This window comes from Brucella anthropi (genome assembly GCF_046630315.1).
Classification (GTDB): Bacteria; Pseudomonadota; Alphaproteobacteria; order Rhizobiales; family Rhizobiaceae; genus Brucella; species Brucella anthropi_A.
The window spans coordinates 60,082-81,966 of record NZ_LQBD01000015.1 but is presented as its reverse complement, the minus strand read 5'-3'; the positions used below and the strand labels follow the sequence as shown (position 1 = coordinate 81,966).

The following is a 21,885-nucleotide window of genomic DNA, read 5'->3' as shown; positions in this document are numbered from 1 at the left end:
TTCAATGAGCTGGTAATCCTGCATCAGAAGCGGGCCGCGCTCCCCGGCACTCAGGGAATTCTGGTTGTCCGGTATCGGAGCGCCTGCACTCGTCGTCATTATCGGGCGATCTGCCATGGGAAATTCCTTTCATTAAACGACATTGGTTAAGCGATGTAGTTACGTAAAATAAAATTCAGAATAATTTTAGTAATAATGGCATTTTAATGATTGTATCTGAATAATTAATATTATAGTTTAATAATAGATTTGGTATTGAAATATATACTATCTAAATATATACATGGTTATTCATTAAATATGCTGGCTTTCTAGAAACATTCTAAACTGATAGCAATCGCAATAGTTGTCTCACGACTTGTATGGGGTGTGTCTAATACATAAGGAATGATCTGAGAATATTTCAGAGTATCCGCTTTTGCCCTGCAATTTCTTTGTGCTGTTCCGAGGGCATGCTTCTTGAATGTGAGTGCTACTACTGCGGGAAATTCGTTGGCCAGATTGATTTCCAGATTCCGCTTCGATGGTTGAATATATTTTATAAAACAAATAGTTATGGTCTTTCCGAGACTTCAATCTTAACGGGAATTTCTTTGAGGCGGAAAACCATCATGAGCAGACAGGCATTCATATGCCCGTCCTCAAGGTTAGCACTGATATTCATTGATTTTGCGGGACGTTGTCCGCCGAAAGCTACCCGTTCAGGCGTTCCAGATGGTCTGGATCGGCATATGTTGTGCAGCATGTTGCGGCTGGGCCGGAAAATTTTCGCGGCAAACGCTTTCACCGCGAAAACCGGAGGATGTGCAGGCTCACATCTTCTCAATGATCGCCTGGTCGCCCTCGTGCGCCTTGCCGTTGGCGGCGATGATGGCGGGAACGATGTCTTCCGCCCTGTCGATCACCAACGGCTTTACCTGATGGGCGGTGTGGAGAAAGCCTTCCGCCGTCATGTGCTCCAGAAGACTGAGCATTGGCTGCCAGAAATTGTTGATGTTTGCGAATACCATCGGCTTGCGATGCTTGCCGAGTTGTGCCCAGGTCATCATCTCCACGATTTCCTCGACCGTGCCGATGCCGCCGGGAAGCGTGACGAACGCATCCGATTTCTGGAACATCAGGTGCTTGCGCTCATGCATATCGCCAACCACGATGAGTTCGGTCAGCTGTTCGGCCTTTTCAAGGCTTGCTTCCTTGTCGAGCAGGAAGGTCGGAATGATGCCGGTCACTTCGCCGCCAGCCTCCATCACGCCCTGCGCCACCGCGCCCATGATGCCGCGCGTGCCGCCGCCATAGACGAGGCGGATGCCGTGCTCGGCAATGGATCGGCCAAGCGTGATGCCCGCTTCGCGATAGATGGGATTCAGGCCCGTGGAAGAGCCGCAATAAACGCAAATGGATCGAATCTCAGACATGATTTCTTGTGCGCTTTTGACCTTTCAGCGTCAAGCGTCCGCAATCGTATTTTGTGGTCAAGCGCGCCATCGCGCGAAAGCTACACTCCGATTGGACATTCTCGGTGATTGCTATATTTCGATTGGTATGAATTCCAGATTGGGAAGTGGATTGGACATGAAGAACTGGGTTGTGTTTCTCGGGCTTATCCTTGCCACCTCATCCGCATCGGCGGGCGAGATCAATATCAAGCTGCCGGACGATACTGACGTGACGACCAATGCCGTTCTTTATAAGTGCGGCGAAAAAAATGTTCCTGTAACCTACTATAATGCCGGTGATATTTCGCTTGCCGCGCTGGGGCTTGAGGACGGGATCGTCGTCGCGTCCAATGTCATTTCAGGGTCTGGCGCCAAATATGCCGGCGGGGTCTATATCTGGTGGACCAAGGGTGATACGGCCTATCTCTATAATCTTTTGGATGATCCAGATCAGTCAAAGCCGACAAACTGTGTAGAACAGTAACCCTGCCCGTAAAAAAGCCTCGTACCTTTTGCTGTTTCAGTGCAGATTTCTTGTGGGGCGAAGCCAAAAGCTATAAACCCGTCATTATAGTCTCTGGCGTGGATTTCGAAGCGAAATGCAAAAGAACAGCTTAGGATTGCTCGGCATCGGGCTCGTCGCAATTGTTGTCGGGCTCGGCCTTTACTGGAATGCGACACGGTCCCGCATCGAGGCGCCGCAATCCGATGTCACCGCGCCAGCGCCGAAGGTCGCGCCCACGCAGCCGCAAACAGCGCCATCCGATACCAGGGCACCGGAGGCAGCACCGCCTGCCGGCAATGCAGCGGCAAATGATGCCGCGCGACAGGATGGGCAGCCCGGAGAGCCGGTAAAACAGGCCGGCGCTGCTTCCACAGCGCAGCCGAACAAGACCCCGGTTTTCGATGTGCTGCGGGTCGAGCCTGATGGATCGGTGGTGATTGCCGGCAAGGCGCTTCCCAATGCCGATGTCGAGGTCGTGGCAGGGGCAAGCGTCGTCGGCAAGGCAAAGGCCGGAGCCAACGGCGATTTCGCCATCGTTTTGGACAAGCCGTTGAAGGCTGGCGATCATCAGCTGGTTTTGCGTTCGACGGGTGCGGATAACAATGTCGCCACCTCTGCCCAGACGGCCATCGTCTCGGTGCCGGAAACCAAGTCGGGGCAGGTGCTGGCCCTGGTTGAGGAGCCGGGGCAGGCAAGCCGCCTGATCACAAGGCCGCAAGCCGCGCCAAAGCCGCAGCAAGGTGTGGATGCCGCCCCGGACGCCGCCGCCAAAGCCGACAAGCCAGAGAACAAGCCGGCACAGGATTTGCCGATCGCCATCGAGGCGGTGGAGATTGAAGGCCAGTCGGTCTTCGTGGCGGGTAAAGCCAAGGGCGGCAATCGCGTGATCGTTCATGCAAACGAGATATTGCTGGGTGCGAGCCCCATTTCGCCCGATGGCCGTTTTCTCGTGCAGGGCAAGCAACCGCTCAGTGTGGGCGACTATATCATTCGCGCCGATCTGCTCGACAATGCCAATCAGGTCCTGGCTACAGCCCGCGTTCCGTTCCGCCGCGAAGCGGGGGAGAATATTTCAGCCATTGCTTCCGATACGGATGGCCAGACAATGGCTGCGGAAGCAAACGGCGGTGAAGCCGGTTCGTCGGCAAGCCCGCTCCGGAAAGTCGAGGGGTCCGTCATCATTCGGCGCGGGGATAATCTCTGGACGATATCCAAGCGCACCTATGGCAAAGGCACACGATATACGACGATCTATCTCGCCAATCGCGACCAGATCCGCAATCCGGATCTGATCTGGCCGGGGCAGGTGTTCAATATGCCGAAGGAGCCTTTGGGGGAGGACGAGGTCAGGCGTCAGTTGAAAGACGGCAGGCACTGACCGGCTTTGCCAGTAAGGGGGGCAGCACCTTCGGGTAGGCGCACGTCACGATAGTGTGTTTTCATTTCAGTGGTCTTTTCTGGAATGAACGTCTCTCAACCTTGAACGTTGCAGAATAATCGTATATCGTCGATATACGATGAAGGTAGTTCTGGACAATAGTTCGGCCGAAACCGGCCCCGATCTTGCGCAGCTCGACATTGATGACGAGGCGGCAGCGCGCATTTGCGCAGCACTCGGCCATCCTGTCCGCATCCGCATCATCCGTCAGTTGATGATCAAGGATGCCTGTTGCTGCAAGGATATCGTCGGCAAGCTCGATCTCGCCCAATCGACGGTTTCCCAGCATCTCAAGGTTCTCGTGCAGGCCGGTCTTATTGATTATCGGCCTGAACGTCAGTCCTCGCGTTACAGCGTCAACTGGCAGCAACTGAATGCCGTCCGCGCGCATTTTGCTTCGTTCAAGAGCAGATGCTGCGGCTAGAGCATTATCGAGCCAAAAGTGCGCAGCGGTTTTACGCAGGATAATGCGACAAGACAGATAGTTAGAGCATTTCCAGCAAAAGTGCGAAGCGGTTTTGCGTAGGACAATGCGACAAGACAGATAATTGGAGCGGTTTCGTTTTAACCGGAATCGCTCTTGGGACATTCTCGGGCAGAGGAGCGCATGTGCCCGAAAATGTTCGAACATAAACTTATCGGGCGATGACGGAGTTTCATCTTGTACGAAATCGCTTGAGCCCATCGACGTGAAAGAACGCATCATGAGTTCCCCCAAAACGGTGTCCGCCGACTCCGGCGAGACGTTGAAGACATTGCGAAATCTCTGGCCCTATATGTGGCCGTCCGACAGGCCGGATTTGCGCATGCGCGTCGTCTGGGCCACGTTCTATCTGGTGATTTCCAAGATCGTGCTGATCCTCGTGCCCTATTTCTTCAAATGGGTGACGAATGCCTTGACCGGCCAATTGAACCCGCCGGATTATATTCCGCTGTTTCTGGTCGGCGCGGTGATGCTGGTTCTGGCCTATAATGGCGCCAAGATCGTGCAGGCCGGGCTGAACCAGCTTCGCGATGCATTGTTTGCCAGCGTCGGCCAATATGCCGTGCGGCAACTGGCTTACAAGACGTTCGTGCACATGCACCAGCTGTCGCTCAGGTTTCACCTGGAAAGGCGCACCGGCGGGCTTTCGCGCGTCATCGAGCGCGGCACCAAGGGCATTGAAACGATTGTCCGTTTCACGATCCTCAACACACTGCCCACCATTCTGGAATTTGCGCTGACGGCGGTGATTTTCGCCTTCGCCTACGGCATTTCCTATCTGCTCGTGGTTGCCGCAACGGTCTGGCTCTATACCTGGTTTACGATCAGGGCCAGCGACTGGCGCATCAATATTCGCCGCGAGATGAACGATTCCGATACGGATGCCAACACCAAGGCCATCGACTCGCTTCTGAACTTCGAAACGGTCAAATATTTCGGCAATGAGAACATGGAAGCCAAGCGCTTCGATGCGTCGATGGCGCGCTATGAAAAGGCGGCAACGCAGACCTGGACATCGCTTGGCTGGCTGAACTTCGGTCAGGCCGTCATCTTTGGTGTCGGCATGGCGGTGGTCATGGTCATGTCGGCGCTGGAAGTGCGGGCCGGGACGCAATCCATCGGTGATTTCGTTTTCATCAACGCCATGCTGATGCAGCTGTCCATTCCGCTCAACTTCATCGGTTTCATCTATCGCGAAATCCGCCAGGGCCTGACCGATATCGAGCAGATGTTCGATCTTCTCGACGTGAAGCAGGAAGTCGTCGACAAACCCAACGCGCCAGCATTGAAAATCGATCACGGCGCAATTCGTTTCGATGACGTGCATTTCGCCTATGATGCAAACCGCCCGATCCTGAAAGGCATCAGCTTCGAAGTGCCGGCAGGAAAGACGGTGGCGATTGTCGGGCCGTCGGGCGCGGGTAAATCCACGATATCGCGGCTCCTGTTCCGCTTTTATGATGTCCAGTCCGGATCGGTGTCCATCGACGGGCAGGATGTTCGCGATGTGACGCAGGAGAGCCTGCGCAAGGTCATCGGCATGGTGCCGCAGGATACGGTCCTGTTCAACGATACGATCGCCTATAACATCCGTTATGGTCGTCCCGATGCCACCAATGAAGAGGTGGAAAAGGCCGCCGAACTGGCGCAGATTTCCGGCTTCATCAAGCATCTGCCGGAAGGCTATCAATCCATGGTCGGCGAACGTGGGCTCAAGCTTTCAGGCGGCGAGAAACAGCGCGTCGCCATCGCCCGCACGATCCTGAAGGCGCCGCCGATCCTGATCCTCGATGAGGCGACTTCGGCACTCGATACGGCGACCGAACAGGAAATCCAGTCTGCGCTTGATATCGTCAGCCGTGGGCGCACCACGCTCGTCATCGCGCATCGCCTGTCGACCGTGATCGGTGCCGATGAGATCATCGTCCTGAAGGATGGCCTGATTGCCGAGCGGGGCACGCATCGCATGCTTCTCAAGCACAAGGGGCTTTATGCATCCATGTGGGCTCGCCAGCGCGAGGCGGACGAGGCGGAAGAGCGGCTGCGTCAGGTCCGGGAGAGCGACGAACTGGGCATTGTCACACGCGGCGTTCCGGCAGCGGAATAGCCCGCTTATGGGCAGCCATTTGCTGTTAGGGCGCGATCACGTGCCCTAACAGGCGTGAATAATTTGCGAAATAGATTTCGATTCCGGACAGGATGAGGTAAATAACGGCCAAACTCAAAGGAAGAGCGATGAGCCTGACTGACACCATCCGCAACACTTTCGTGCCGATCCATCGGGAAGGCTATCCGTTTATCGCGGGCTTTTTCGTGGTTTCGTTTATTCTGGGCTGGCTTTGGGACCCGCTGTTCTGGATCGGTCTGGTGCTGACTGTCTGGTGCATCTATTTCTATCGCGATCCCGAACGCGTGACGCCAATGGATGACGACCTGGTCATCAGTCCGGCTGATGGCAAGGTTTCCTTTGTCGGCCTGGCTGTGCCGCCCGCCGAGCTGGATCTTGGCGTCGAGCCGCGCATGCGCGTATCGGTCTTCATGAATGTGTTTTCAGTGCACATCAACCGCTCTCCCGTGCGCGGGAAGATCGAGAAGGTCGTGCATCGTCCGGGCAAATTCCTCAATGCGGAACTGGACAAGGCGAGCACGGAAAATGAGCGCAACAGCGTCCTGATCGAAAGCCCGCATGGCAGGATCGGTGTTGTCCAGATTGCCGGTCTGGTCGCGCGGCGTATCGTCTGCTGGTCCAATGAGGATGATGATCTGTCTGTGGGCGAACGCTTCGGCCTGATCCGTTTCGGATCGCGCGTCGATGTCTATCTTCCGGCAGATGCGACCGTTCGTGTTGCGGTTGGCCAGACGGCAATCGCCGGTGAAACCGTGCTGGCCGATTATGGCAGTGTGCGCGGTGAACCGGTGGTGCGGATCGGCTAAGCCGATGGAAACGCCGTTCCCGCCTTTTGAGCCCAATGGCCGCGTGGATTCATCACGCGGCCCCAAGCTGTCGCAGATACCGCTGCGTATCGTCATCCCCAATGTCATAACGGTTCTCGCCATTTGCGCCGGTCTGACCGGCATCCGTCTGGCCTTCGAGAACCGTTTCGAACTGGCTGTCGTGATGGTGCTGGTCGCCGCCTTTCTGGATGGTATCGATGGGCGCGTCGCGCGAATGATGAAGGGATCGTCGAAATTCGGCGCGCAGATGGATTCGCTCGCCGATATCGTCAATTTCGGTGTGGCACCGGCCTTGGTGCTCTATGCGTTCATGCTCGATCAGGCGCGCTCTTTCGGCTGGATCGCGGCACTCCTTTATGCCATTGCCTGCTGCCTGCGGCTGGCGCGTTTCAATGTCATGCTGGAAGATCCGAACCGTCCTGCATGGCAAAACAATTATTTCATCGGGGTGCCCGCGCCTGCCGGTGCCATGCTTGTCCTGCTGCCGGTCTATCTTGGTTTTCTGGGTCTCACCCCGACACGGGCGCTTGCTTTCGGCGTGGCGGTCTATACCGTGGCCATCGCATTCCTGCTGGTGAGCCGCCTGCCGGTCTATAATGGCAAGTCCGCCGGAAGTCTGGTCCGGCGCGATATCGTCATGCCGCTCATCCTGTTCGTGGTGATTTACGTCGCCTTCCTGATGAGCTTCACCTGGCAGACGCTGAGCTTCACGGCGCTGGCCTATCTGGCATTCCTTCCGTTCAGTCTGGCGGCCTGGAACCGGCGTGAGGCCGCCGACCGCAAAGCCGTGGAAGAAGCCTCGTCAGGCAATTGATGGCAGAATGTTTCTGATGAAATCAACGCGCTCCTGAACCGAAGCTTTCGGCAGGAGCGCGATTTCATAGCCAAGCCTGCGATAGGTCGCTTCCATCGCCTCGAAGGTGCGCACGGCTTCTTCGAAATCCTGCTTGCGCTCGGCATCCTGGGCGAAGATTTCGGCCCATGGCGGCGCCAGGAAAACTGTTCTGTTGTACTGAAACTGCCGTGCAGCCTCTTCCATATGCTGTGGAACCGGCAGGCGGCATAGTGTCAAATAGCCGATCACATCGGGAACGCCGCGGTCGAAGAAGACGATACCGTGCTGTTGTTCTGCCATTGCGTGCGAGCGCATTTCCCATGAAAGCATGAACTCCGCAAAAAGCACGCGATCGCACCAGGGCAGGGCGTTGCCGCCGATGGCGACCTGATCCTGGATAATGGCGCGTCCAGCTTCCACGGTGCGGGAAAATCCATCCTTTTGAAGCGCATCGATCAGCGTGCTCTTGCCTGATCCGGGTCCGCCGCTGACGATGATGAAACGCTGGTGAACTTTGGTCATAGGTCCTCCAATGGCAAACAGAATACGCGCCAAGTCACTCGGCGCGAGATGAAGGGGACTGCGAGTGGGGGAAATGCCCGCTGAAAAAAGAGCCGTCAGGCGGCCAGGCGGGAAACGACAATAAAAAGCAAATAGAACCGGCCTTGCATATAGGCAAGGCCGGAAGAAAGAAATCAGCTCGGCAGATGATAGTCGAGGAAACGGTCCTGGCGCACGTCAAAAAGCTTGCCGCTCACTTCAAGATTCGGGTCGGCGAGCTTGACGATCTTTTCAGCGACCGACTGCGGTGTGGGTAGTGTTTCAGGATCTTCGCCCGGCATGGCCTGCGCGCGCATTGCCGTGCGGGTGGCTCCGGGATTGACGGAGTTGATCTTGAGCTTCATCTGCTTCGTTTCTTCAGCCCAGCTGCGTGCCATGACTTCGACGGCCGCTTTCGAGGCCGCATAAGGCGCCCAGAAGGCGCGGCAGCTATGCGCCACGCCGGAAGAGAGCAGAATGGCCCGTCCGGCATCGGAGGCGCGCAGCAGTGGATCGGTGGAGCGGATAAGACGCCAGACGCTGGTGACATTGACATTGATGACCTTCTCGAAGGTCTTGGCCTCGACATGGCCGATCGGCGAGATCGTGCCGAGGATGCCGGCATTGGCAACCAGAATGTCGAGCTTGCCCCAGCGCTCATAAATGGTCCCGCCGAGACGATCGATTGCCTCCATATCGGTAATATCGAGAGGCACCAGCGTGGCGCTGCCGCCAAGCTTGCGGATTTCATCGTCCAGTTCTTCCAGCCCGCCGACGGTGCGCGCGACTGCGATCACATGCGCACCGCGTTTTGCCAGTTCAAGCGAGAGGAAATAGCCGATGCCGCGCGATGCGCCCGTTACCAGCGCGAGGCGGCCCGTAAGATCGATAGTCATTTGGTCCCCGTATACGTTCAAAGACATGAAACAGGCGGCCTTTCGGGCCGCCTGAGCAGAAACGGGCGATCAGCCGTTGCTGGCGAGCAGCGACAGCGTGTGCACATTGCTCTCGCCTTCCTGATCCAGAAGGCGGGTTGGATATTCGCCCGTGAAATAGTGATCGGTGAAGGCCGGCGCCTCTGGATCACGCGGCTTTCCGCCGACTGCCTTGTAAAGCCCGTCGATGGAAAGGAAGGCCAGAGAATCCGCACCGATATAACGGCACATGGATTCCAGGTCCTTGTGCTGGTTGGCCAGCAGCTTATCGGCATGGGGGGTGTCGATACCGTAGAAATCCGGGTGGTAGATCATTGGGCTTGCCACGCGGATATGCACTTCCTTTGCGCCTGCATCGCGGATCATCTGGACGATCTTGACCGAGGTTGTGCCGCGCACGATGGAATCGTCCACCAGCACCACACGCTTGCCTTCGATCATGGCGCGGTTGGCCGAATGCTTCAGCTTGACACCAAGCGCGCGGATTTGCTGCGTCGGCTCGATGAAGGTGCGTCCCACATAATGGTTGCGGATGATGCCATATTCAAACGGGATGCCGCTTGCCTGCGCGAAGCCCAGAGCGGCAGGCGTGCCGCCATCGGGCACCGGCACGACCACATCGGCTTCGATGCCGGCTCCCCTGGCAAGCTCCATGCCCATGTTCTTGCGCGCGACATAGACGCTGCGACCGCCGACGACAGAGTCAGGCCGGGCGAAATAGACATATTCGAACAGGCAGAGCCGTTCCGGCTGAGGGTTTTCCGGCTTGATGGATTGCGTGGTGATGGAGCCATCCTTCTGGATCTCGCAGATGATGACTTCGCCATTTTCGACGTCGCGAATATATTTCGCGCCAATGATGTCGAGGGCGCAGGTTTCCGAGCAGAAGATCGGCTTGCCGTCGAGCTCGCCCATGACGAGCGGGCGAATGCCGATCGGGTCACGTGCGGCGATCAGCTTGGTGCGCGTCAGCGCCAGCATGGCATAGCCGCCTTCGACCTGCCGGATGGCATCGACGAAACGGTCGGACGAGGAGGAGTGGCGTGAACGGGCAATCATGTGTAGCACGACTTCCGTATCGGACGTCGCCTGAAAGATTGCGCCGGAAGCAATCAGCTGCTTGCGCAGCGTGATGCCATTGGTGAAATTGCCGTTATGGGCAATGGCAATGCCGCCGACTTCCAGTTCTGCGAACAATGGCTGCACGTTGCGCAGGATTGTTTCGCCGGTGGTGGAGTAGCGCACATGGCCGATGGCGCGGTCGCCGGGCAGGCGGTTCAGCGTCGCCGCATCGGTGAAATGATCGCCGACGAGGCCCATATGGCGTTCGGAATGAAAACGACGATTGTGGTAGGAAACGATGCCGGCGGCTTCCTGCCCGCGATGCTGCAGGGCATGCAGGCCCAATGCTGTCAGCGCGGCTGCATCCTCATGGCCAAGTATGCCAAATACACCGCACTCTTCATGCAGGGTGTCTTCATCCAGCATGAAGGAGGCATTTTCAGAAGAATGGCTGGTCATTGCCGCAAGGCCTTTCGATTGCAGAGGCAACTAAAGCATTTCCAGCAAAAGTGCGAAGCGGTTTTGCGTTGGATAATGCGTAAAGACTTCAAGCGCCTCTCTATCACAAGATGGCTTTTTGTTAAAAGCGAAGAGTTCGGCGCTGCGTCGATATAGTCTCATGAATATCAGTATCGCATGTTGCAGGCGAATAATCTCGCAAATTCCCGCCTGAAATATGATCGCGAAACCGAAATGACAATGTCCGGGCGTCAATTTGGCGATTGGCTTCCGGAATTGGAAAAGCCGCCAGCGAGGCTGACGGCTTCCCGATCGTCGAAAACGGCTTATTGCTGTGCAGGCGTATCGTCCGGAACCGGCGCTTCTTCCTGCTCGCCGGAAGCCGGAGCATTATGCTGCGGCTTGAACTTGTCGATCATCTGGTCGGGATTTGCCGGAAGAAGGTCGATCAACTGCTGGCCAAACGAATCGAGCATCGGCTTCGATTTCGCATTCGTTACCCAGGCCGGCTGGTTGGTCGGCACGAGCCAGTTGAAGAACAGCATGGCGACCACGACGAGAAGCACGCCGCGCACGCCGCCGAACAGAAAGCCGAGTGTGCGGTCCAGCGCGCCGATACGGCTATCAATGATGAAATCGGCGATCTTCATCGTAATCAGCGACACGACAATCAGCACGACCAGGAAGACCGCGCCAGCGGCGGCGATCTTCGCGATGGTTTCGTTGTTGATATAGGGCTGCACGAAAGGCAGAACCGGCTGGTAGAAGAGATAGGCCGCAGCCGCCGCTGCCGCCCACGATACCAGCGACAGCACCTCGCGGGAAAAACCGCGCACCATCGCCAGAACGGCTGAAACCAGCGTTATCCCGAGTAGAATTCCATCAAGCATGGTTATCGGCATTCTGCCTGTCCTCAATCATTATGCGCAATCATTTCAATACGCAGGGCAGTCAAAGATGCTGGAGCTTATCACCGGAAGGTTGACAGATTCTTCCAGTCATAAAACTCCAGATTTATTGCTTCTTTCCGGTGCCTGAAGCCGCGATGCGCGCCACAAGATCAGGCAAGGCCGAAGTTTCCATCAGGCGGAAATTGCGATCTTTCCAGAGTTCGCCACTGCCGCCCGGCACTTCCGCCTGCCGGAAACCGAGCTTCTCGGCTTCCTTGAGCCTCTGCACTGCATGCGTTACCGCACGAACAGCACCGGAAAGGCTGATTTCGCCGAAATAAACGCAATCTGGCGGAAGGGCAATACCGGCCATGGATGAAACCAGTGCGGCGGCCACAGCTATATCGGCGGCAGGTTCACTGATGCGATAGCCGCCTGCGACGTTCAGGTAAACATCGTGCTGGCCGAAGCGAACGCCGCAATGCGATTCGAGCACGGCCAATATCATGGCAAGCCGTCCGCCGTCCCAGCCGACGACCGCGCGGCGCGGTGTGCCGAGCGAGGAGGGCGCGACAAGGGCCTGGATTTCCACCAGCACCGGACGCGTGCCCTCCATGCCGGCGAAGACGGCGGCGCCCGGAGCCTTGGCATTGCGCTCGCCGAGGAAAAGCTCGGACGGATTGGACACTTCGCGCAAGCCCCCGTCGGACATTTCGAAGACGCCGATTTCGTCGGTCGGGCCAAAACGGTTCTTCACCGTGCGCAGGATGCGGTAGTGATGCCCGCCTTCGCCCTCGAAATAGAGAACGCCATCGACCATATGTTCCACCACGCGGGGACCGGCAATCTGGCCTTCCTTGGTGACATGGCCGACAAGGACCACGGCGGCGCCCGTCTGCTTGGCATAGCGGATCAGCGCCTGCGCGGAAGAACGCACCTGCGTAACGGTTCCGGGGGCGGAATCCGCCATATCGGTCCAGAGCGTCTGGATGGAATCGATGATGACGAGATCGGGCCGCTTGGCATCCGAAATGGTGGCGATGATGTCCTCGACATTGGTTTCGGCGGCAAGTTCCACCGCCGACGACGCCACGCCCAGGCGCTGCGCGCGCAGGCGGATCTGCGCGACCGCTTCTTCACCCGAAACATAGACAATGCGATGGCCGCGATTGGAAAGGGCAGCGGCAGCCTGCGTCAAAAGCGTGGATTTGCCAATGCCGGGATCGCCGCCGATCAGAAGCGCTGAACCGCGCACGAAACCGCCGCCGGTCACGCGGTCAAGCTCGCTGATGCCGGAAATGATGCGCGGCGCATCTTCTATGTCGCCGGAGAGCGAGGTGAGGGCGACAGCACGCCCCTTGCGCTTGGACAACATGGCGCCGGGACCGGACCCGATGCCGCTATTGGTGCCTTCCTCGACAAGCGTGTTCCACTCGCCGCAGGAATCGCACTTGCCCGCCCAGCGCGAATGGACCGCGCCGCAATTCTGGCAGATGAACTGAACACGCGCCTTGGCCATCAGACGCGCTCCGTCTTGATCATGATTTTATTCATACTGCTCCGGGAGATAGGAACCCTCGGCCAGATCTGCAAACCGCGTGAATTCAGACTGGAAGGCGAGTTTGACAGTGCCGGTTGGTCCATGACGCTGCTTGGCGATGATGACATCGGCAGTCCCGCGCACTTTTTCAAAGTGCTGCTTCCATTCCTCATATTTCGGGTCGAACTCGTCGCGCGGTTCGAGGTTCTTGACGTAATATTCCTCGCGGAACACGAAAAGCACCACGTCGGCATCCTGCTCGATGGAGCCGGATTCACGAAGGTCGGAGAGCTGCGGGCGCTTGTCGTCGCGGCTTTCCACCTGACGCGAAAGCTGTGAAAGCGCAATGATCGGAACATTGAGTTCCTTGCCGAGCGCCTTGAGCCCGGTGGTGATTTCGGTGATTTCCTGCACGCGGTTCTGTGCCGACGCCTTCGATGAACCGGTCATCAGCTGCACATAGTCGATCACCAGAACGTCGAGGCCGCGCTGGCGCTTGAGGCGGCGCGCGCGCGCTGCAAGCTGGGCAATCGAGATACCGCCGGTCTGGTCGATATAGAGCGGGATTTTCTGCATCACCTGCGAACAGGCGACCAGCTTTTCGAAATCGGTCTCGGTGATGTCACCGCGGCGGATTTTCGAGGACGAAACTTCCGTCTGCTCGGAAATGATACGGGTAGCGAGCTGCTCCGCCGACATTTCGAGCGAGAAGAAGCCCACGACACCGCCATTTGCGGCCTTCATCGAACCATCGGCCTGCTGTTCGCCTTCATAGGCATTGGCGATGTTGAAGGCGATATTGGTTGCGAGCGATGTCTTGCCCATGCCCGGACGTCCGGCGAGGATGATGAGGTCCGAAGGCTGCAACCCGCCCATCTTCGCATCCAGCGAATGGATGCCGGTCGAAATGCCGGAAAGATGCCCATCGCGCATGAAAGCGGCGTTGGCCATGTCCACGGCGGTTGTCACCGCATCCTTGAAGGGCAGGAAGCCACCGTCATAGCGCCCTGTTTCGGCCAGTTCGAACAGCCGTCGTTCGGCGTCTTCAATCTGCTCCTGCGGCGCCATGTCGACGGGCGCGTCATAGGCAACATTCACCATGTCCTCGCCAATGCCGATCAGCGCGCGGCGCGTCGCCAGATCGTAGATCGCGCGGCCATAGTCCTCGGCATTGATGATTGTGACGGCTTCGGTTGCAAGCCGGGTCACATATTGGAAGATCGTAAGGTCGCCCACCTTGCCTTCCGTCGGCAGGAAGGTCTTCATCGTGACGGGGTTGGCCATCTTGCCCACGCGGATGAGATCGGTCGTGATCTCATAGATGCGACGGTGCAGCGGCTCGAAGAAATGGGTGGGCTTGAGGAAGTCCGACACCCGGTAAAAGGCATCGTTATTGATCAGGATCGCGCCCAGCAGCGCCTGTTCCGCCTCAATATTATGGGGCGCTTCCCGATAGAGCGCGTCTTTCTGGTCCCGCGCATCGTCGAGTTTGCGTACCGCCGCTTCCGCCATGATTCTTGATCCTGTCCCTGATACAGCCAGCTAGCCCTCAAGCGATGCCAAACGCAACGCGGCTTCGGATGATTCCTGCTGGAAGAGGAAACCTATACCATGATTCACAGCGATCCACAGTTCGGATCATGGTTTTGTCAGTCCGCGGTTGACGCGGACCGGGATTTCGGATCGGCGGGCTGCTGTCAGGCGTTCATGCTTTTCCTGGCGGGACGAACCTCGCTATTGGCGCCTTTCGGGGCGCTGTCGAGGCGCTTCAGGCGCTTTTCCTCAGCTTCGATATAGTTGCGGGTCAGCGGAACGGCTTCCTGCCTGTGGGCAATCTGGATGTGGAAAACCATCATGTTCTGCCAGCGGAAGGCGCTTTCGGAGGCTGCCAGATAAAACTCCCACATGCGGCAGAAGCGTTCGTCATAAAGCGCCTTGGCCTTGTCGCGATTGGCCATGAAGGCCTCCCGCCACGCCTTCAGCGTTTCGGCATAATGAAGCCGCAGGATTTCCACGTCGGTGACGTAGAGCCCGGCCTTTTCGATATGCGGCAGAACCTCTGAAAGTGCGGGAATATAACCGCCGGGGAAGATGTATTTGCGGATGAATGGATTGGTCGCTCCCGGCCCATCGGCGCGGCCGATGGCGTGCAGAAGGAAAACGCCGTCCGGCTTCATCAGGCGCGCCACATGCTGGAAATATTCGGCAAAATGGCCGACGCCGACATGTTCGAACATACCGACCGACACCAGCCGGTCGAATTTGTCATTGATATTGCGATAGTCGGTCAGTTCGAATTTTGCCCTGTCGGCCAGTCCCTCGTCACGCGCGCGCTGGTTGGCGATCGCGTGCTGTTCCTCGGATAGGGTCACGCCGGTCACATTGGCCTTGAGATGGCGGGCGAGATAAAGCCCCATGCCGCCCCAGCCGCAACCGATATCAAGCACCTTGTCGCCTTCCTTCACCAGCATTTTTGCGGCGATATGGCGTTTCTTGGCAAGCTGAGCCTCGGCAAGCGTCGCGTTTGGCGGATCGAAATAGGCACAGGAATATTGCTTGTCCGGGTCGAGGAACAGGTCGTAAAGCTCGCCCGAAAGATCGTAGTGACTTTTGATATTGCTCGAAGAACGCGAAATCGTGTTCATCTGCTGGAAACGGCGGAAGAGCACGCGCAGTTTTCCGGCTGCTTTCATCCATGGCTCGGTTGCCGCCGTCGGCCCGGTATTTTCGAACACCACCTGAAGCAGCGTGTAGATATCGCCTTCCAGAAAATCGATCTCACCGTCCATGAAGCATTCAGCAAGCTTCAGTTCGGGATCGAGCGCAACGGCGCGCTCGGCATGTCTGGTCTTGAAATGAACATGAACCGGCGCGCCGGTCTTGTCGCCATACTGAAATCGCGACCCCACTGAATCGGTAACTGTCAGGTCACCGGTTTTAATCATATGCGAAAGAACAGTACGCAACATTCCATACATCGGCCCCATCTCCTCCTGAGGATCGAAGCAGGTGCACGCCCATGCGTTTGCATGGCAGGCGGCGGTGCATAAGTATCAAGGCCGCACTGTCATCAGATTTTCAGGCAATGTCTCCCGGTCAAACGGCCTCGGGAGTAAAGCCCAAGCAACGCAGACGTTTCCGTCAGCACCCTCTGCAATCCAATACCAGGCTGTAGTGACGAATTAACTTGTGGTTTGGTATGAGCAAAAAATCTTCAGCTTCAGGAGCGAAACCGAAGGTGGAGTGTATCTCCATCGAGGTTTCGCGACGCCAAGATGGAGTTTTTTTGCCATATCCCGAAGGGACGCGGTGTATTTTGCTTCTGAATGCGTCGAAACGCCCTTGTGGAGATCAACTCCACGGCGGTCGTTTCTCCTGTTCAGCAACAAAATACCCTCGCGCCAAACCATAAGTTCATTCGTCACTACAGCCTAATAAACAGAATAGGGAGTTTTACCGATCTGAAAAGAGAAAATGCCCGGCGAAGGCCGCCGGGCATGATCATATAAAGTTTACCACGATGGGAATGCGAGCCATCGGGCCGGGCATTCCCACGGATGATAGGCGGCTGATTAAGCCTGATCTTCAGCTTCGTCTTCGTCGTCGAAAACTTCTTCCGACAGAGGCTGTTCTTCGATGCCGTAGATGGCTTCGATCGAGGTCAGGTCTTCACCCTTTGCCTGACGTTCGGCTTCTTCGGTCGAACGGGCGATGTTGACGGTAACCTGAACCTGGACTTCCGGGTGCAGCGAAATCGAGACTTCGTGCAGGCCGATCGTCTTGATCGGATGGTTCAGTTCAACCTGGTTGCGGTGCAGGGTGAAGCCGTTGGCCGTGATGATTTCGGCGATGTCGCGGGTCGAGACGGAACCGTAGAGCTGGCCGGTTTCACCAGCCGAACGCACGACGATGAAGCTTTCGCCATTGAGCTTGTCGGCAACGGCCTGGGCTTCGTTCTTGCGTTCCAGGTTCTGGGCTTCGAGCTGGGCGCGCTGGCCTTCGAACTTCTTCTTGTTGGCTTCGTTGGCGCGAAGAGCCTTGCCCTGCGGCAGCAGGAAGTTACGGGCATAGCCGTCCTTGACCTTGACGGTTTCGCCCATCTGACCGAGGCGGCCAATGCGTTCCAGAAGAATGACTTCCATTGGAGTTTCCTTTCGGGTTTCTGATTCGGTTACTGACTGTCAGCGCCCGGCATTTTCGAGACTGGCGCACCGCGCGAAGTGTCGAAAAGTCCGAGAACCATGAAGATGAAAAGCAGGAATGCGAAGAGTATGATCGCAAAGTAGGCAAGCCACAGCGCCACCGGGCGCCACACCTTGCCGCGTGTGCGAAAATGCATGATGGCAAGACCTGACATCATGAAACCGGCACTAAGCGCACCGGCCACAACGGTTGCGATCAATCCGGCGCCGCCGGGAAGGAATGCAACCGCAAGAGCGACCGCGAAGATCAGCAGGGCCGGGCGCGGCATGCGCAGCGTTGCGGGCCAGTCGTCACGCGGACGGCGCAGGCGGCCCGACATGGAGATCAGGCGCTGCGCCAGATAAAGATTGCCGACGAGAATAGCAAGGCAGGTCGCCGGCTGGATCGCGGGCAGCGCGATCATCAGCAGCGAGGTTACATTGTCGCGAATCTCATCGCTGGCTGTGAACTGCGGATCGGCTTCGGCGACCCGGTCGATAAGCGTGTTGGCAAGTTCGCGCGCCATATCGGGGCCGAAGCCCAGTATAGCGCCGATGACGATGAAGCTGATCGACACCATCAGGGCAAGCCGGAACATGATGTCCGGCAGCGGGTACCAGACGAGAATGTCCCTCGGTCCCCCCAGTTCTTCGGCAGGCCGCGCAAGCCCGGACAGATAAGCGCCGGTTGCCGCGGGAATGAAGCTGGTCAATGCCATCAGGAGTGCCGCCAGCGGGACAGCGACAATGCCGACGGCAACCGTAGCTGTGGCGGCGGCAACGATACCGGCGCTCGAACCCCAGCCAAGGGCAACAACGAAGATGGGAAGCGGTGTCAGGAAATAGAGAACCATGGCCATAGCCGCCATCGCGCCACCCTGTGCGACGACGCCGGACGACATCAGGGCCGAGGCAAGCCCCGCCAATATGCCGATGCCGATGATGGTTCCGTTGAATTTCATGAATTTCGCTGTCCTGCCCCGGTCTTGCCGGTTCGTGCAGTTAGAGGCATCTGCCCCAACTCGGGTTTTTGATACATCCGCCACGCCCATCGCAACGGAGGAAACGGGAGGCGGCAAACCGCCTCCCGAAACAGGTCTTACTTCACAACGTAAGGCAGCAGGCCGAGGAAACGTGCGCGCTTGATCGCCTTGGCGAGTTCGCGCTGTTTCTTCTGGCTGACAGCCGTGATACGGGAAGGAACGATCTTGCCGCGTTCGGAAATGTAACGCTGCAGAAGCTTGATGTCCTTGTAGTCGATCTTCGGAGCGTTGGCGCCGGAGAACGGGCACGTCTTGCGACGGCGATGGAAAGGACGACGGGTCGGGATCTGATTGATATCAACCATGATTATGCTCCTTCACCAGCTTCGTTGTCGCGCGGGCGACGCGGACCGCGATCGCCGCGATCACCACGGTCGAAACCGCCTTCACGACGGCGCGGACGGTCATCGCCATCGCGTTCGCGACGGTCGTCGCGGCGCGTCAGCATGGCCGACTGGCCTTCTTCGTGTTCTTCAACGCGAACGGTGAGGAAGCGAAGAACGTCTTCGTTGATGCGCATCTGGCGTTCCATTTCGGCAACGGCTGCGGCCGGAGCGTCAATGTTCACGAGCGTGTAATACGCCTTGCGATTCTTCTTGATACGGTAGGTGAGGGGACGAAGACCCCAGTTTTCAACCTTGCCGACCTTGCCGCCATTGGCTTCGAGAACACCCTTGAACTGTTCGACGAGAGCGTCGACCTGCTGCTGCGAGATGTCCTGGCGGGCAAGAAGCACATGTTCATAAAGAGCCATTGGCTTTGCCTTTCTTCTGTTGCAACATGCCTGACACCAACGGCTAAGCCTCTGCGACTTCTCTTTTGCCGGAAACCCGGTGAAGAAAGGACGCTTAACCAGAGACGATCGAGAGCGGAGACACGGGAGGCAGAAGTGCTTGTGACTTCCACGTATCCTTCACCGAATATTCGGTCAGGGATACGGCCCTCCGTTCAGCCCCCAGCTGGTGCCGAGCAATGAACGGGCGGCTATTACGTGTTTTTCCCCGGCTTTGCAAGCTGGTAAGCGCATAAAAACCGGGAAATACTTGACTTTGCGCCTTCCCGTGGGGCACATCGCGCTAAATAATTAGTTGGTTACAAGGCGCGCGATCCAGAGAAAAGCTCGGAACGATCGGCTGCATCTATAAACAAAGACGAGGCATTCATGGCGGTAGCGTTTACTTTTCCCGGACAAGGCAGCCAGGCTGTGGGCATGGGCAAGGCTCTGGCCGAGCAGTTTGCCGAAGCAAGGGCTGTTTTCGACGAGGTGGATGCGGCGCTGGGCGAAAAGCTTTCCGCCACGATGTTCGAAGGGCCAGAAGATGTGCTCACGCTCACCGCAAATGCCCAGCCCGCGCTGATGGCTGTTTCGATGGCCGTGCTGCGGGTCATGGAAGCGCGGGGTTTCTCGCTGAAGGACCAGGTTTCCTATGTTGCCGGCCATTCGCTGGGCGAATATTCCGCGCTTTGCGCCGCCGGCACCTTCTCGCTTGCCGACACTGCGCGCCTCCTGCGCATTCGCGGCAATGCCATGCAGAAGGCTGTCCCTGTCGGTGAGGGCGCGATGGCGGCGATCATCGGTCTGGAACATGGCGATGTGGAGGCTGCCTGCATGGAAGCAAAGGCTTCCGATCCGGTGCAGATCGCCAATGACAATGGCGGCGGCCAGCTTGTGATTTCCGGGTCCAAGGCAGCCGTTGAACTGGCAGCTTCGCTTGCATCCGAAAAGGGTGCGAAGCGCGCCATCATGCTGCCCGTGTCCGCGCCCTTCCATTCGACCCTGATGGCGCCAGCCGCAGAAGCCATGCGCGAGGCGCTCGCTTCTGTTGAAAAGCACAATCCGGTCGTACCGCTGATCGCCAATGTGCGCGCGGCTCCCGTGACCGACGCCAATGAGATTGCCGATCTTCTCGTTGAACAGGTAACGGGTCAGGTGCGCTGGCGCGAAACCGTCGAGTGGTTTGCCGCCAATGGCGTCACGACGCTTTATGAAGTAGGCTCGGGCAAGGTTCTGACGGGACTTGCACGCCGCATCTCCAAGGATGTGTCCGGCGCTGCCGTCGGTTCGGCTGAGGAAATCGAAGCAGCGCTTGCTGCGCTTAAGGCTTGATCCCGAAAAGTTGCAGACTTTTCGGATGAGATTATGCGATAAAATTGAGAAGCTAAAAGGGATTTCGCATGTTTGATCTGACTGGCCGCAAGGCTCTGGTGACTGGCGCAACCGGCGGTCTTGGCGAAGCGATTGCCCGTGCGCTGCACGCGCAGGGCGCAATTGTCGGCCTGCATGGCACGCGTGAAGAAAAGCTGAAAGAGCTTGCGGCTGAACTTGGCGACCGCACCTTCATCTTTCCGGCCAACCTCTCCGACCGTGAAGCCGTCAAGGCGCTCGGCCAGAAGGCCGAGGAGGAAATGGGCGGCGTCGACATTCTGGTCAACAATGCCGGCATTACCCGCGACGGCCTTTTCGTGCGGATGAGCGATGAGGACTGGGATGCAGTTCTCAACGTCAACCTGACATCGGTATTCAACCTCACGCGGGAGTTGACCCATCCCATGATGCGCCGCCGCAATGGCCGCATCATCAATATCACGTCCATCGTCGGCGTTACCGGCAATCCGGGTCAGGCGAACTATTGCGCCTCGAAGGCTGGCCTCATCGGCTTTTCCAAGTCGCTGGCGCAGGAAATCGCCAGCCGCAATGTGACGGTGAACTGCATCGCTCCGGGCTTCATCGAATCGGCCATGACCGACAAGCTGAACGACAAGCAGAAGGATGCGATCATGGGTAATATCCCCATGAAGCGCATGGGCGTCGGGGGTGATATTGCGGCCGCGGTTGTCTATCTGGCAAGTGACGAGGCGGCTTATGTGACCGGCCAGACCCTGCACGTCAACGGCGGCATGGCGATGATCTGACCCTCCTTCTTCTCCCAATTATGGTATAAAATGCCTTAATACGGGGGGTGGAGAAGGAAAAGGCGCTTTGCCTTGCCCGAGAAGCATGGTAATGCGCCCATCGAGAATTGCGGCATTCTGAGTGGACGTGCCGCGATCCTGTTCCGAAAGGAATATCCACAGGATGACTGTCCGGGCGGCATCGCTCGTAACTTGGCAGACATCTTATAACTTGATTACAATCCTGCATGCCGCTAACCAAGGCAGAGCAACAAACACACAGGTCGAGGTTCCGACATGAGCGATACCGCAGAGCGCGTCAAGAAAATCGTTGTTGAACATCTGGGCGTAGATGCCGACAAGGTCACGGAAGGCGCAAGCTTCATCGATGACCTCGGCGCAGACAGCCTCGACACGGTCGAGCTGGTCATGGCTTTCGAAGAAGAATTCGGCGTTGAAATTCCTGACGACGCTGCCGAAACGATCCTCACGGTCGGCGACGCTGTGAAGTTCATCGACAAGGCTTCCGCCTAATCTGGACTTGGGCATTGGGCCGGGGTTCTGCTGAATCCTGGCCCTGCTTGTCTTTTATCGCCTCTTTCGCTTCTGCGCTGGGGGCGAACATGCAGCTAGGCCGCCAGGCGGCCTGTTTGCTCATCTGCCGCGGCGCTGATCCTGGATCGCGCTCGA

22 protein-coding genes and 1 pseudogene are annotated in these 21,885 nt (G+C 57.5%); 10 read left to right on the top strand and 13 right to left on the bottom strand.

Annotated elements, in window-relative coordinates; translation table 11 throughout:
- Together AVM02_RS10605 and AVM02_RS10600 are read right to left on the bottom strand one after the other, a co-directional pair.
- A partial coding sequence (locus AVM02_RS10605; RefSeq protein WP_411505304.1) for a catalase occupies window positions 1–117 on the bottom strand: 117 nt, incomplete at its 3' end.
- Between the two features lie 695 nt (window positions 118–812).
- Window positions 813–1,415: a TIGR00730 family Rossman fold protein gene (locus AVM02_RS10600; protein WP_411506929.1), complete on the bottom strand. Its 603-nt coding sequence runs from the start codon at window positions 1,413–1,415 to the stop codon at window positions 813–815.
- A 157-nt stretch (window positions 1,416–1,572) separates the two neighbouring features.
- Between AVM02_RS10600 and AVM02_RS10595 the strand changes: the two genes are divergently transcribed.
- The 6 genes from AVM02_RS10595 to pssA all read left to right on the top strand — a co-directional run bounded on the left by AVM02_RS10595 (window position 1,573) and on the right by pssA (window position 7,632).
- Window positions 1,573–1,920, top strand: coding sequence for an MliC family protein (locus tag AVM02_RS10595; RefSeq protein WP_411506928.1), 348 nt, complete (start codon window positions 1,573–1,575; stop codon window positions 1,918–1,920).
- Between the two features lie 115 nt (window positions 1,921–2,035).
- Entirely contained in the window at window positions 2,036–3,319 is a 1,284-nt protein-coding gene (locus AVM02_RS10590; protein WP_411506927.1) for an Ig-like domain-containing protein, read from the top strand.
- Window positions 3,320–3,458: 139 nt separating this feature from the next.
- Window positions 3,459–3,803 (top strand): ArsR/SmtB family transcription factor, encoded by a 345-nt coding sequence (locus AVM02_RS10585; RefSeq protein WP_411506926.1) that lies wholly within the window; start codon window positions 3,459–3,461, stop codon window positions 3,801–3,803.
- A gap of 280 nt (window positions 3,804–4,083) precedes the next feature.
- Entirely contained in the window at window positions 4,084–5,970 is a 1,887-nt protein-coding gene (locus tag AVM02_RS10580; protein WP_411506925.1) for an ABCB family ABC transporter ATP-binding protein/permease, read from the top strand.
- Window positions 5,971–6,098: 128 nt separating this feature from the next.
- Window positions 6,099–6,797: a phosphatidylserine decarboxylase gene (locus AVM02_RS10575; protein WP_411506924.1), complete on the top strand. Its 699-nt coding sequence runs from the start codon at window positions 6,099–6,101 to the stop codon at window positions 6,795–6,797.
- 4 nt (window positions 6,798–6,801) lie between these two features.
- A complete protein-coding gene (gene pssA / locus AVM02_RS10570) occupies window positions 6,802–7,632 on the top strand; it encodes a CDP-diacylglycerol--serine O-phosphatidyltransferase (protein ID WP_411506923.1) in 831 nt (276 codons plus the stop codon).
- On the opposite strand, the gene AVM02_RS10565 is transcribed toward pssA, so the two are convergent.
- The 7 genes from AVM02_RS10565 to AVM02_RS10535 all read right to left on the bottom strand — a co-directional run bounded on the left by AVM02_RS10565 (window position 7,621) and on the right by AVM02_RS10535 (window position 16,057).
- Window positions 7,621–8,175: an AAA family ATPase gene (locus tag AVM02_RS10565; RefSeq protein ID WP_411506922.1), complete on the bottom strand. Its 555-nt coding sequence runs from the start codon at window positions 8,173–8,175 to the stop codon at window positions 7,621–7,623. The genes pssA and AVM02_RS10565 overlap by 12 nt on opposite strands.
- A gap of 173 nt (window positions 8,176–8,348) precedes the next feature.
- Window positions 8,349–9,089 carry an SDR family NAD(P)-dependent oxidoreductase gene (locus tag AVM02_RS10560; protein WP_411506921.1) on the bottom strand — a complete coding sequence of 247 codons (741 nt, stop codon included), beginning with the start codon at window positions 9,087–9,089 and terminating at the stop codon, window positions 8,349–8,351.
- A 69-nt stretch (window positions 9,090–9,158) separates the two neighbouring features.
- Complete coding sequence (gene purF, locus AVM02_RS10555; protein ID WP_411506920.1) at window positions 9,159–10,649, bottom strand: amidophosphoribosyltransferase; 1,491 nt, start codon at window positions 10,647–10,649, stop codon at window positions 9,159–9,161.
- 326 nt (window positions 10,650–10,975) lie between these two features.
- Complete coding sequence (locus tag AVM02_RS10550) at window positions 10,976–11,551, bottom strand: CvpA family protein (RefSeq protein WP_029925541.1); 576 nt, start codon at window positions 11,549–11,551, stop codon at window positions 10,976–10,978.
- 112 nt (window positions 11,552–11,663) lie between these two features.
- Window positions 11,664–13,058 carry a DNA repair protein RadA gene (gene radA / locus AVM02_RS10545; protein WP_411506919.1) on the bottom strand — a complete coding sequence of 465 codons (1,395 nt, stop codon included), beginning with the start codon at window positions 13,056–13,058 and terminating at the stop codon, window positions 11,664–11,666.
- A gap of 27 nt (window positions 13,059–13,085) precedes the next feature.
- Entirely contained in the window at window positions 13,086–14,591 is a 1,506-nt protein-coding gene (locus tag AVM02_RS10540; RefSeq protein ID WP_411506918.1) for a replicative DNA helicase, read from the bottom strand.
- A 185-nt stretch (window positions 14,592–14,776) separates the two neighbouring features.
- Window positions 14,777–16,057, bottom strand: a complete 1,281-nt coding sequence (locus AVM02_RS10535) for a class I SAM-dependent methyltransferase (RefSeq protein ID WP_411506917.1) — start codon at window positions 16,055–16,057, stop codon at window positions 14,777–14,779.
- A gap of 348 nt (window positions 16,058–16,405) precedes the next feature.
- On the opposite strand from AVM02_RS10535, the pseudogene AVM02_RS10530 reads away from it, so the two are divergent.
- A pseudogene (locus AVM02_RS10530) lies at window positions 16,406–16,513 on the top strand (low molecular weight phosphotyrosine protein phosphatase); the annotation flags it as partial.
- A gap of 138 nt (window positions 16,514–16,651) precedes the next feature.
- Here AVM02_RS10530 and rplI read toward each other — a convergent pair.
- From rplI to rpsF, 4 genes are all read right to left on the bottom strand, one after another.
- Complete coding sequence (gene rplI / locus AVM02_RS10525; RefSeq protein WP_411506916.1) at window positions 16,652–17,221, bottom strand: 50S ribosomal protein L9; 570 nt, start codon at window positions 17,219–17,221, stop codon at window positions 16,652–16,654.
- Window positions 17,222–17,250: 29 nt separating this feature from the next.
- Window positions 17,251–18,222: a DUF2232 domain-containing protein gene (locus AVM02_RS10520; RefSeq protein ID WP_411506915.1), complete on the bottom strand. Its 972-nt coding sequence runs from the start codon at window positions 18,220–18,222 to the stop codon at window positions 17,251–17,253.
- A 137-nt stretch (window positions 18,223–18,359) separates the two neighbouring features.
- Window positions 18,360–18,608, bottom strand: a complete 249-nt coding sequence (gene rpsR, locus AVM02_RS10515; protein WP_006466219.1) for a 30S ribosomal protein S18 — start codon at window positions 18,606–18,608, stop codon at window positions 18,360–18,362.
- Between the two features lie 2 nt (window positions 18,609–18,610).
- Window positions 18,611–19,057 carry a 30S ribosomal protein S6 gene (rpsF, locus tag AVM02_RS10510; RefSeq protein ID WP_411506914.1) on the bottom strand — a complete coding sequence of 149 codons (447 nt, stop codon included), beginning with the start codon at window positions 19,055–19,057 and terminating at the stop codon, window positions 18,611–18,613.
- A gap of 408 nt (window positions 19,058–19,465) precedes the next feature.
- Between rpsF and fabD the strand changes: the two genes are divergently transcribed.
- From fabD to AVM02_RS10495, 3 genes are all read left to right on the top strand, one after another.
- Entirely contained in the window at window positions 19,466–20,410 is a 945-nt protein-coding gene (fabD, locus tag AVM02_RS10505; RefSeq protein ID WP_411506913.1) for an ACP S-malonyltransferase, read from the top strand.
- A 68-nt stretch (window positions 20,411–20,478) separates the two neighbouring features.
- The gene (gene fabG, locus AVM02_RS10500) at window positions 20,479–21,216 is read left to right on the top strand and encodes a 3-oxoacyl-[acyl-carrier-protein] reductase (protein WP_411506912.1); all 738 of its coding nucleotides are present in this window, start codon (window positions 20,479–20,481) and stop codon (window positions 21,214–21,216) included.
- Between the two features lie 276 nt (window positions 21,217–21,492).
- Complete coding sequence (locus AVM02_RS10495; protein ID WP_002963616.1) at window positions 21,493–21,729, top strand: acyl carrier protein; 237 nt, start codon at window positions 21,493–21,495, stop codon at window positions 21,727–21,729.
- Window positions 21,730–21,885: the final 156 nt, after the last annotated feature.